Source organism: Arenibacter sp. ARW7G5Y1, assembly GCF_003201775.1.
GTDB lineage: Bacteria > Bacteroidota > Bacteroidia > Flavobacteriales > Flavobacteriaceae > Arenibacter.
In genome coordinates, this window is the sequence record NZ_QJJZ01000001.1 from 755,758 (window position 1) to 767,424 (window position 11,667).

The 11,667-nt window shown below is 39.5% G+C and carries 9 protein-coding genes and 1 pseudogene; 5 read left to right on the forward strand and 5 right to left on the reverse strand.

The genetic code is table 11. From position 1 onward, the window contains the following. Positions 1 to 28 precede the first annotated feature (28 nt). Positions 29 to 310 (forward strand): pyrimidine/purine nucleoside phosphorylase, encoded by a 282-nt coding sequence (locus C7972_RS03080; protein WP_110354817.1) that lies wholly within the window; start codon positions 29 to 31, stop codon positions 308 to 310. 93 nt (positions 311 to 403) lie between these two features. On the opposite strand, the gene C7972_RS03085 is transcribed toward C7972_RS03080, so the two are convergent. Next, a complete protein-coding gene (locus tag C7972_RS03085) occupies positions 404 to 841 on the reverse strand; it encodes a VOC family protein (protein WP_110354712.1) in 438 nt (145 codons plus the stop codon). A gap of 328 nt (positions 842 to 1,169) precedes the next feature. On the opposite strand from C7972_RS03085, the gene C7972_RS03090 reads away from it, so the two are divergent. After that, positions 1,170 to 1,739 carry a c-type cytochrome gene (locus tag C7972_RS03090; RefSeq protein WP_110354713.1) on the forward strand — a complete coding sequence of 190 codons (570 nt, stop codon included), beginning with the start codon at positions 1,170 to 1,172 and terminating at the stop codon, positions 1,737 to 1,739. Between the two features lie 167 nt (positions 1,740 to 1,906). On the opposite strand, the gene C7972_RS03095 is transcribed toward C7972_RS03090, so the two are convergent. Then, the gene (locus tag C7972_RS03095; RefSeq protein ID WP_110354714.1) at positions 1,907 to 2,833 is read right to left on the reverse strand and encodes an NAD-dependent epimerase/dehydratase family protein; all 927 of its coding nucleotides are present in this window, start codon (positions 2,831 to 2,833) and stop codon (positions 1,907 to 1,909) included. A 292-nt stretch (positions 2,834 to 3,125) separates the two neighbouring features. On the opposite strand from C7972_RS03095, the gene C7972_RS03100 reads away from it, so the two are divergent. Beyond that, positions 3,126 to 4,484, forward strand: coding sequence for a hypothetical protein (locus C7972_RS03100; RefSeq protein ID WP_146216255.1), 1,359 nt, complete (start codon positions 3,126 to 3,128; stop codon positions 4,482 to 4,484). Between the two features lie 63 nt (positions 4,485 to 4,547). Here the strand turns inward: C7972_RS03100 and C7972_RS03105 are convergent, their stop codons facing one another. From C7972_RS03105 to C7972_RS03115, 3 genes are all read right to left on the reverse strand, one after another. Continuing rightward, positions 4,548 to 6,425 carry a sulfatase gene (locus tag C7972_RS03105; protein ID WP_258364757.1) on the reverse strand — a complete coding sequence of 626 codons (1,878 nt, stop codon included), beginning with the start codon at positions 6,423 to 6,425 and terminating at the stop codon, positions 4,548 to 4,550. Between the two features lie 82 nt (positions 6,426 to 6,507). Continuing rightward, entirely contained in the window at positions 6,508 to 6,924 is a 417-nt protein-coding gene (locus tag C7972_RS03110) for a response regulator (RefSeq protein WP_110354716.1), read from the reverse strand. A 4-nt stretch (positions 6,925 to 6,928) separates the two neighbouring features. Continuing rightward, positions 6,929 to 9,721, reverse strand: coding sequence for a PAS domain S-box protein (locus C7972_RS03115; RefSeq protein ID WP_110354717.1), 2,793 nt, complete (start codon positions 9,719 to 9,721; stop codon positions 6,929 to 6,931). A gap of 652 nt (positions 9,722 to 10,373) precedes the next feature. On the opposite strand from C7972_RS03115, the gene C7972_RS03120 reads away from it, so the two are divergent. Then, positions 10,374 to 11,222 carry a ThuA domain-containing protein gene (locus tag C7972_RS03120; protein ID WP_110354718.1) on the forward strand — a complete coding sequence of 283 codons (849 nt, stop codon included), beginning with the start codon at positions 10,374 to 10,376 and terminating at the stop codon, positions 11,220 to 11,222. A 15-nt stretch (positions 11,223 to 11,237) separates the two neighbouring features. After that, positions 11,238 to 11,501: pseudogene (locus tag C7972_RS03125) on the forward strand (TolC family protein); the annotation flags it as partial. Positions 11,502 to 11,667: the final 166 nt, after the last annotated feature.

Sequence of the window (11,667 nt, forward strand, 5' to 3'; positions counted from 1 at the left end):
TTGCTGGCTATTTTATAAAAGTAAATTGATGATCTCGAATAATGAATATTTTGATGGAACCGTAAAATCCCTTGGTTACACTTCGGCTACCGGGAAGTCTACCATTGGGGTGATGGAGCCGGGTGAGTATGAATTTGGTACCTCGGCCAAGGAAACTATGATTGTGATAGAGGGTGAATTAATAGCTTTGTTGCCAGGTGAATCGGAATGGAAATCCTTTAAGGCGGGTACTTCGTTCAAAGTGGGGGCCAATACTTCATTTAAAGTGAAGTCGGTTGGGCAAACCTCTTATTTGTGCCGGTACGAATAGTTCACCATTTGGAGTCAGGAATTTTAGACAATTGATTTTTTGGCAAAGGGCCAACGGATTTTTGTTCTTGATTGTGGATTGAGTTGGGTGTTTTTATATAATTTGGTTGAATTCCAGTTTTTCCCCATCCAGTCCACGTATAGCAAAATACTTGCAACCGTTTTCCCAGAAATTAAGAAATACCGGTTTCTCCTCTATTATGGTAAATCCTGCTTCCGATAGTTCCTTAAAAGCCTTTTCAACATCGGCCACATCAAAGGCAATATGATCTACATGCCCATCTTTTCTCGATTTTAGTTCCAACATTTCGTTTTTGGTAACCTGGTATAGTTCAATAATTACGCCTTTCTGCTCCATCATGGCCACCAGAATGCTGTCATTTTCTGTAGGAATATCTACATGAGAGGACATAATTCTTTTAAAACCGAGGGATTTGTAAAATTCCAAGGAAGCCTGCAGGTTTGAAACCGGCAGCCCAAGGTGCTGCAGGCCTTTGAAATTGCCTTGGAGAAAGGTTTTGCTTGGCTTCATAGGTATTGGTTTTGGATTGATATTGTAAGATAGTCAAATTTATTATTAGGCTTTTCCTTTATCATAATTGGGATTGGATGGCCGATACTTTTTAATGGTGACGATAAAACCATTTTTCAATACTTCCACTGCATATTATAAGATGGTACGCTTTTACGGGCATGCGGTCTTTGGTGGTATATTTTTCACATAATCATGTGATTGACGGCATTGTACTTTCTGCCTTCCTTTGTCAAGTATGTTTTAATCTCCGGCCTGTGTTTTTATGGGTATGTGATTGAAACTAAATGTTCTTATATCCATAAAGTAAAATTTAAATTAAAAGTTTATGAAAAAAACATTTTTGGCACTGGCCATCACCGGTCTTTTGATAAGTGCATGTGGCTCACCAAAGCAAAAGGAAGTTGCGAAAGCAGATCTGCCCAACTCTGGCGACCAGATAGAACGGGGGGAATTTTTGGTAACGACCTTGGGGTGTAATGATTGCCATTCCCCAAAAGTTATGACCGAAAGAGGCCCCATCCCCGATCCCAACAGATTTTTGTCGGGTCATGATTCCGGCGAAGTTTTACCTGGCTATGATCCCCAATCGGTTGGGGGCTATGTACTGTTCAATATGAATGGAACAGCTACTATTGGACCTTGGGGCACCTCCTTTGCAGCCAATTTAACCCCGGATGCTACAGGTATTGGATTTTGGTCCGAAGCACAATTTATAAAGGCCATAAAATCTGGAAAATATAAGGGTCTCGATAATAGTAGGCCACTATTGCCCCCAATGCCATGGGAAGGATATTCCAAACTGCCAGACGAGGACCTAAAAGCAATTTTCGCCTATTTAAAGAGCATAAAGCCCGTCAAGAATATAGTTCCACAAGCTATCTTGCCAGGGACATAGGCCATTCTTGGAAAATAAGTTCGAAAACTAAATTTTGTAGGGCAAAGATGCCATTCTCTAAGCGTTAATGAATAAGGGGCAAAATTAAAAAGAGAATGGCATTGTTGTTATTCATCACTCAAGCTTACTAAAAAGTATAAAGCTCAAATGATATATGAAAATTCCTTTTAATAATCGGATTTAATGATTTCTTTAATTCCTTCCAAATAGGGAGTGGTCCTAAAATCAAAATGCCTGTCAAATTTATCCGAATTAAAAACATAATCCCGGTCGTACTGATACATCATTTCAGGTAATTCCCGCATGAGCGATACAAAGAGGCCCATTATTTTTAACATTAGCCTGCTGGCAACCTGAAACCTGGGCTTTATCCCCATTTCACTGGCAATGATTGTTATCCACTCCCTTCCTGTATACGGATTTTTCGCGGTAGGTAAATGCCAGACCTGATTGTAGGCCTTTGCCGAATTACCAAGTAAGGCGGTGGCTCTACCAGCGTCCGGTGTATAGGTAAAGGAGTGTTTGAAATTTACTGAAGATAGCCAATTCGCTTTTTTCCCATTACTTAGAGGTTTAAAAACCATCTCTGTCAACATGCTCGAATATTTAATACTGGGGCCATAAAAATCGGCAGATCGGGCAATCAAGGCTTCAAGGCGACCTTCCTTGACCTTGTCCATAATCATTGCCGCTACCTCTGTACGAATTTTACCTTTCTTGCTTGGAGGATTAATGGGTGTTTCCTCATTCATTCCATCCAAAAAATTGGCATCGTACATGTATATATTGTCGAAAAATACCAGTTTACAATTGTATTCAATGCAGGCATCTATTACATTTTTGATAAATTTCGGCCAATGCTGCTGCCAAAATTTAAGGTTATATGGAAATCCAACAGTGACATAAACAATGGAGGAGCCCTGTATTGCTTCAAAAACTTTGGATCTATCCAATAAGTCTGCATATACTAGTTGATCGGATTTATTCACCTTTTTGGGATTTCTGCTTACCAACCTTATTTTACTGGTATATTGGGTTAAGGCCTTGGCCAGTTCAATACCAATTGCCCCTCCAGCCCCCAATATTGTTTGCATAGCTATTTCTTTAAATTGATTAATGTGATATTTTGGATCTTTCGTTTGATATTGGTTGACTTTGTTGTGTATTAGTTACAGGAATTTCTTGCTAATATTTTTTGACCGTCTGAATAACTTGTTTAAAATTAATAATTTTCCTTATTCCAATAAAGCTGTATTGGGTTTTAACTATCTTATATTTAGATACTTATATCCGTCTTTTAGGTTAGGGACTTTTTCCAGTATTAAATTGTATTTTAGAAGTGCCCCAATATTGCAAGGAGGCGGTATGTTAAATTTGAAACATAAAATGAATTTTCTAAAGAAATCGGTAATAAACCTATTCTTGATTGCCGTTGTGGTATCTGGTTATGGGCAATCTGTAATTACACCAAAGAACCCTATTTTAAGTGGTAAGGATTTTCAATTTCTTGAAAGCCTTACGGCAACCATTATTGATAGTTCCCGTATTTATCCAGGACAGAAGGTTGCGGATCAAATGGGTAATAACAATACTGGGTCAATCTTGGTTAAACCTGGGGGAAGGGGTAGTTATCCTGCTTTTTGGATACGTGATTATGCCATGTCGTTGGAATCCGGGTATATAACAGGGGACGAGCAAAGGAATATGTTAATACTAACGGCGGCAACTCAGGCCGATAAAACATGGATTACCAAAAATGGTTCATTAATCCCCTTAGGGGCAATTGCGGATCACATACGTATGGATGACAGTCTGCCTATTTACTTTCCGGGGACCTATAGCTTCGAGGAACAGGGAACTCCTCAATTTGGTAGGACTCCGCCCTATGGTGATCAGTTCCTGTTTGTTCATATGGTCCATTATTATGTGAAGACTACAAAAGACCTATCTATTTTAAATCAGGAAATAAACGGTACTAGGCTCATAGACCGACTAGAAATTGCATTTAATGTGCCTCCATCAGGATTGGATAATCATATTGTGACTACCACGGAACATTTTAGGGGTATCGATTTTGGTTTTAGGGATGTCATGACCATTACAGGAGATCTTTGCTATCCATCCATATTAAAATTTAGGGCGGCTATGGAGCTTGCCGAATTGTTTGAAAAATTGGAAAATAAGACCAAAGCGGATAAATACAGTTTAATCGCTTCTAAGATCAAGGGAGCATTGCCGTTAGTTTTTATGGATGAAAGGGGCATGCTTAAAGCATCCACTGGAAAAGGTAATCAAGCAGATGTTTGGTCTACTGCCTTGGCTATTTATTACGATATCTTAAGTAAGGAAAATACCGAAAGAACTAGCCGCTTTTTGTCCAAAGCCTACGAGAATGGTCATTTGTCCTATAAAGGCAATATTAGGCACATATTAACCACGGATGATTTTAGCGAGTCTACAGCTTGGGAATTTTCATTGGCGCAGAAAAATACATACCAGAATGGAGCATATTGGGGAACACCAACGGGATGGGTATGTTATGCCATAGCTAAAACCAATTTTAAACTTGCGCAGAAATTAGCCAAAGAATTCATAGATGATTTGCGTGAAAACGATTTTAGAAAAGGTTTGGAATACGGAGCTCCCTATGAATGTTTTCATCCTTCCGGACACAGACAAAACCCTTTGTATATGACCACAGTAAGTTGTCCCTTGGCTGCGTTTAGGGCAATTGCAAAACCTTGAAAGAGAGACTATTTTTTTCTTCTATTTGGGATTTATAGGCTTCTATATTGATTATGGGCTGTACTAAATAATATTCAGGTATTTCAATCTGAGCTTTACTTCCGAATCTTCCGCAACTACTTTTGAAATTTTGTTCAAGTCGATATCAAAAGTATAATTGTAGTTACTGGAATTCATTAAGACCACAGAATTTAAAATAAGAAGGGCTTCACTCGGCTTATCGGATTTGTACAAGGCATTGGTCATCACTGCCGATGGATCCGATTGTTTCATAATTGCCATAAATTCTGCCGCACGTACCCTGTTTATAAGCTCTGGGTCCTTGGTTGTGATCGATTTGATTTTGGCCCCCATGGCCATAGCCTGTTCTCCAAAGGTACTGCAGACAATGATGGCCCAATATCGTTCCCATGGATCCGAAGAATCCAAGGCTGCTGCCAATGAATTTTTGGCCTCCTTAAAGTTTAAAAGGCCCAGGTTGGCAATTTCAATATATTTTATAATTTCCTCTTTGTGTTTTTGGCCAAACGCCACTGGGTTCTCAAAAGCTTTATCTATAAGGACATGTTCAGGGTAAAAAGAGAGGTCGGGCATTCCTTTTACCCAAGTATTTAGCCTGTTTCTCAAGTCTATTAAAGTAGTTTTGTAGGCTGGGTCATTGGCCAGATTTTTTGTTTCATAGGGGTCTTCATCTATATTGAAAAGCATTTCACAGGGGCGGGCTTCAAAGAAGGCCGATTGTGTTTTGTTCAGTTCTCCTTTGTCATAGAGTGCTTTCCATTCTTGGTAGGCCAATTGCTTGTAACGGTAGTTGTTCATTAGGCCATCAAAATTAAAGGGCTGATAGTTTCTAATATATTTGTACTTTCCTTTTCGAACGGCCCTCACCATATCGTATTTCTCATCAAACCTATCCGCATAGCTATAGGTCTCATCAGGGGCATGCACCTCTGGGTTACTGTTGTCAGGGCCTAAAAATGCCTTTCCATCCATTCCTTTTGGCTTTGTAACCCCTGCTAGGTTTAAGACTGTTGGTGCCAAGTCGATAAAGCTTATAAAATCGTTTACGGTACTGCCAACGGGTTTATTTACGAGATGTTTATATTTTTCGGGAACGTGGACTACCATTGGAACGTGGAGTCCAGTTTCGTATAGGTATCCCTTGCTTCCTGGCAAAACCCCTCCATGATCGCCAAAGTAAAAAATAAAGGTATCGTCCAACCTGCCATCAGCCCTTAGTTCATTGATAACTGTTCCAACCTGCCGATCCATCTCCCTAATTTTATCCCGGTACAGGGCGTTGGTGTATTTAAATAGTTCAGTATCGGGGTGTTTGGGCTCAACTTTGAATGAATTTTGGTCCGTTTCAGGCAATGTGTCGTCCATATCCTCATGGGTAAAGTGCATGCTCGACTCATGGGAAACCCCGATATTGAAAACGTGGAAAAAGGGCTGATTTTCATTCCTATTCCTCCAACTGGCCTTCTTTGAGGATTCGTCCCAAACTCCATCCCTTTTCCTAATATTGTAGTCTTCCTTACTATTGTTGGTAGTGTAATAACCTACCTGCCTTAAATATGCCGGAAACATCTTTAGGGAATCGGGCATAGGGACCATCACCATTTTCCTATGGAATTGGGTCCCAATACGGGGACCGTAACAACCAGTGATGATGGCCGACCTGGCGACACTGCAAACCGGTGCATTTGAAAATGCGCGATTAAAGATTAAACCCTTTTCCGCAAGGGATTGAATATGGGGGGTGGGAACACCATTGTCGTCAAAGAGGTCGAGGTAGTGCTTGGAATTATCCTCGGAGGTAATCCAGACAATGTTGGGGGGACGATCCTCCATCTGTTTTGCTTGGGATACCAAGGCAGTGGTATACATGAGATTTATAACCAGGGCTGTGAAAAATATACGGGAATCAAATATGGTCATAGGGGTTTATGTTTGCTTTTATACGGAATAGTATTGGCTCATTGTTTTTAATGATGCCCCTAATATACCAAATTCCCTAAATCTATATTTTCCCCTCTGCTTCCAGAGTATCCACTATGGCAGAGAGTTGTTCCGGGGTAATGGGCTTAATTATGTAATCGGATATCTCGCTAATTTGGTTTGCTTGGGCCAAATCCACTGGGTCTACCGAAGAACTGACCATGTAAATGGTAACTTCCTTTCCTACCCTAGGTTTGATCTTTACGTATTCTTCCATGAACTGAAAACCATCCAATATGGGCATGTTGATGTCCAGAAAAATAACGTCAGGCAATTTCTGGTTGTTTCCAACATTATCGATCATAAATTCCAAAGCTTCTTCACCATTGGAAAACATCAATATTTTTCTAGCTAGTTTATGGGTTTTAATGGTTCTTGTAATGGTATATTTATAGATGTCATCATCATCTATAAGGCAAATAATGAACGGTTTCGTCATAATATTAAAATTTAATTGTAAATGTTGTTCCTTTTCCTACTTCACTTTCCGCGGTAATGGTACCGCCCATTGTTTCAATGTGGTTCTTTGTAAGGAAGAGCCCAATACCTCTGGCATCCTTGTGTTGGTGAAATGTTTTATGAAGGCCGAATAATCTATTGCCATGCCTTTTAAGGTCTATGCCCAAACCGTTATCCTTTACTGTCATAAACAATCTTTTGTTTTTTGTTTTTGTCCAGATTTCAATTTCGGGCACTCTTTTCGGGTCCTTGTATTTTATGGCATTGGTTAGCAGGTTAAGGAAGATGCTTTCCATATAATTGCGATTATATATAATCTGATTGGCTTTGGAGAAATCTGCTTTGATTATTGCGCCTGTTTCCATGATCTGGGCACTGATTATCTCTTGCGTCTTTTTGAGAACTTCATCAAATTTAATGTTCTCTTTTTCCTTTTTGGCTTCATCCCTAATTTTTAATGCCTCCACCAAACTATCCAACGTAGAAGTAAGATGATGGATTACAACCTCGAATTTTTCAAATAGCAATTCTCTATCTTCATCACTTTCGGACGTTTTGTAAAAATGTAATAGTGCGTTAAGATTGCCTACTGGAGAACGCAGGTTGTGGGAAGTGATATGTGCAAAACTAGCCAATTGTGTATTTTGGGCAGTTAGTTTTTCGGCAAGAATTTCCAGTCTTCCCTTGGCCTCTGCCAGTTTACGTTGGCTTTCAATACGTTCACTAATATCGATCGCTATCCCCAAGAATCCCGTTACTTCGCCATCTTTTGCGCTTCCTAATGCCGCTACATTTAAGAGTACGGTTACAGTTGAGCCGTCTTTACGTATATAGGTCCATTCCCGGGTTTCATTGTTCTCTTGGTTGGCCAATTCCACAAATACATCAAATCCCGTTATATTACGTCCCAAATTTGAAGATAGCTCCTCGCCGCGCTGTATCACTTCTTGTTCGAGATGAATGGCTGATGGCGTTTTTTTTCCGATCATTTCCTCGGCGGAATATTGCAACATTTCCTCAGCACCCCTATTGAAATGACTAATAACACCATCGATATGGGTTCCAATAATTGAAATTGACCCTGTGTTGAATATAGCCTTCAACTCTTCATTGGCCCTAGCTAAAGTATTCTCCGTTGTCTTTATTTTGTTAATATCTTGAAAAACACCATAGAGCCTTTTGCATTTTCCATCAACAAATTCGGTTTGGCCTATGGCACGTGCCCATATGGTATTTCCCTTCCCGGTTACAAGTTCCAATTCCAGGTCATAGGGCGTACCTTTTTCCATTGCTTCTGCAACTACCTTCTGTATTTTATTCCGGCTATCACCGGCTTTGAAAAAATTGATTCCAGTGGTCATATCGGGAATGTAGTCTGCTGGCACTTCATGAATTTCTCTGGTAATCCTGCTCCAAACAATTGTCCCTGATTGTATGTCAATTTCCCATGTACCTATTCGTGCCACCTCATTGGCCTTGTCCAGTATTTCCTCGGTCCTAAGTTTCTCTTGATCCTTTTGTTTGGCCTCCTGTTGAAGTTTTAGTTGTAGGGTAATATCCCTGATGGCGGCAGAAACCCATATTTCACCTTCCATTTTTACAGGGTTTAAGGATACTTCCACAGGTATTTCCTGTCCTCCTTTTTTTAAAGCAAACAGTTGCTTGCCAGCACCCATAGTTCTTGCTTTAGGAGCATCGGTAAAATGCTTTCGATGACTTATGTGGCCCATTTTAAAGCGTCCCGGTAGTAGTATTTCAATGGGTTGACCAATTAATTCCTCTTTTTTGTAGTTAAAAACATTTTCGGTCTGCTCATTGATTACCTGTATTTTTCCATTTTCACTCACAATGACAATGGGGTCCGGGGTTGCATTCAAAAACGAACTTACCTTCATAAGGCTTCCCTCTGCCTCCGATCTTTTCTGTGCTATTCGATTAAGAATCCCTGAAGTTCTCCAGATTAAAAACAGGCTGCTTAGCAAAAATGAAATTGCAAATAACAGGATTCCAAACTCTACCGATATTAAATTAAAACGATGGGTCAGTATTCTGAGAAAGCCCAATGCCAGTATCATAATCGTTAATTGGAAATAAAGGATCCTAGCCATTTTGTTGCCTATTTTACTTCCAGTAAATAAACTGGTTATTCCCAATGACGGATTAAGTAGGGACGCGGCAATCGATATAATAAAAAAGGCCAAAGAAGTATGGAGGGCCATGGATGTTAGAAATGAAAGTTTGTAGGAGGTAGGAACATTGAATAGGTATCCCAAAATGGCGATGAACGATAAAATAGTAACCAGATTCAATAAAGCCTGGACAATAAAGCGGAGGCTTCTATTCGGGTTATTTATAAATACCAAAGAGAAACCCATCATAGAGAAACAAATGGCCGATAATGGAGACATTCTCCCTGGAACGGGATTGTTGGCAGCCGCAGCGTCCAGATCGGTTATAAAAAGTTGATCTAATCCAATGTGGATATAGTATGTTCCTTGAAGTAATGTTAATCCCCCAATTGCAAAAACAGCAAATGCCAATAACTTTGAAAAGTGTTGCCGATTTTCATATTTTATTTCAGTTACTAGATATAGCGAAGCCCCGGATAAAGCAATTCCAAGTGCGGTATTGAATTTCATTGTAACATAGCCCGGAAGTACACTCTTTAAAAAAGATATATCCAAGAACCATCCTATCATTACTAATATTCCTAAGCTAATAGCAATAACACTGATCTGGTGGATGAAATTTTTAAATTTCCTAGGAGTATTGTCCATTTAAATGTTTTCGATGGTTAGTGGCACTGAAATTACCATATGAGTTTTAATAAGGTAAAATATCATGCCCTTTTCAACCGTCCTAGGAATCGGATTAGGTAGAACATGTCGTCCCTTATCCAGCATGGAAGAAGTGGTTGGAAAAAGTCACAATCCCCTCCTTTATTATATTGGTATTATATATAATTGATAAACTAAATTCTAAGGTTGGGGTTACAGGAATCAAATCTTAACCAACCCTTCAGGTCTCTTAAAGATACGTAATTTTTTGATATACAGATGTTTCAAATAAAGGGTTTCTAAGAAATTTACTTAAATGTTGTTCTTGCTTTCATTCAAAATGCAAAAAAAATTGTTACATTGAAATTTGGAATTACTTGGCCATAATTTTTTCTGGCCGGATTTTTAATCTAAGGATTTCCTGATGATAATGAATTAATTGGAAATCATGCCTTTGTCTTTTTCATGTCTATATTGTAGGTAATTAATCCATGGCGGGTTTTAAATTGCCTAGGGAGAACCAGAGTAAAGATTAAATGCTTAGTAGCTTCTGCCATTCTAGTTTAGAACAAAGGAAATATAAACGGAGGTCCCTATTACGGTTAGGGAATAAAAAAATAACATATAATAAACTATACATTAATTACCAATTATGAAAAGTAAAAGAATCCAAACTGTTGCTACCATTATTTTATCCCTAATGTTTTTATCAACCTTTAGTTTAATTGCGCAGGAGCATCTTGATGTTGACCACCAAAAGAAAATGTACGAGCGAAATGCCATGGGAGACGGAACAGCATTGAAGGTTTTACTTTTTTCCGGTACTGGTTGGTTCAGGCATCCTGATATCCCCATTGTAAATGGATGGATCGTACGGCTAGGTGCCGAAAACAACATGCAGATAGATGTAAGTGAAACTGGAAGTGATATATCCAAGGAAAAACTGGGTTATTACGACGTGTTGCTGTTCAACAATGCCAATGTTCTGGATAAGGTTCTTAACCAAGACCAACGCAATGTCATTGAAGAATGGTATAGGGCTGGGGGTGCAATTGTTGGCTTACATGCATTGTTGGTGCACCAGGAAAACTGGCCATGGTTGATGGAATTGGGAGGATGTGATTTCAATAGTGATTCCGAATTTCTCAAAGCCAAAGTGGTGGTTGATCCTGCCGCTATGGATCATCCTGCGGTTAAGGGAATGGGTAAGGAGTTTTGGTACGAGGCGGATTGGACCAACCACACCAAGGTTGTTACCGGTTTGCCAGGTGTACAGGTTTTACTTAGGGTAGACGAATCCACATACGAACCGGTTAGGGAGTATTTCAAGACCAGGGGAGGTGTAGCTATGGGAAAAGATCATCCAATAGCCTGGACCAGGGAATGGGACGGAGGTAGATTTTTCTATACAGAGTTGGGGCATGACATCCGTTCATTGAATACGGATTTTGGGCGACAACATCTTATAGAAGCAATAAAATGGGTAGTTAACAAAGAGTGACAATGCCGTTCTAATTTTATCGAGGTAGCCAATCAACTGTCCAATATTGATAATCTTAACAGAAGTTATGAATTAAAAGTAGGGCAGGTACAGGCACTTACGGAGACTATCGATATTTCCATTAAACTTTTTCAGTCGGCCAGGGCAGACTATATGGAGGTACTTTTGACCCAGCGGGATGCCCTCGAATCCAGTGAGGAACTTGTAGAGACCAAAAAGGACCAAATGTTGGCCAAGGTGGGTATCTATAGGGCCTTGGGAGGAGACTGGGATAGATAAAGCTTATACAAGGTTTGATAATAACTTTAAAGGGAAGCCATTTTACATTCGTGTAGAATGGCTTTTCCTATTTTAAGGCTGATAAGACTTTTGGATTAAGTCCAAAATGAAGTGCCAACTCAAATTTATTTGAGGATTATCCATAAACCTTATATATTTATTGTTC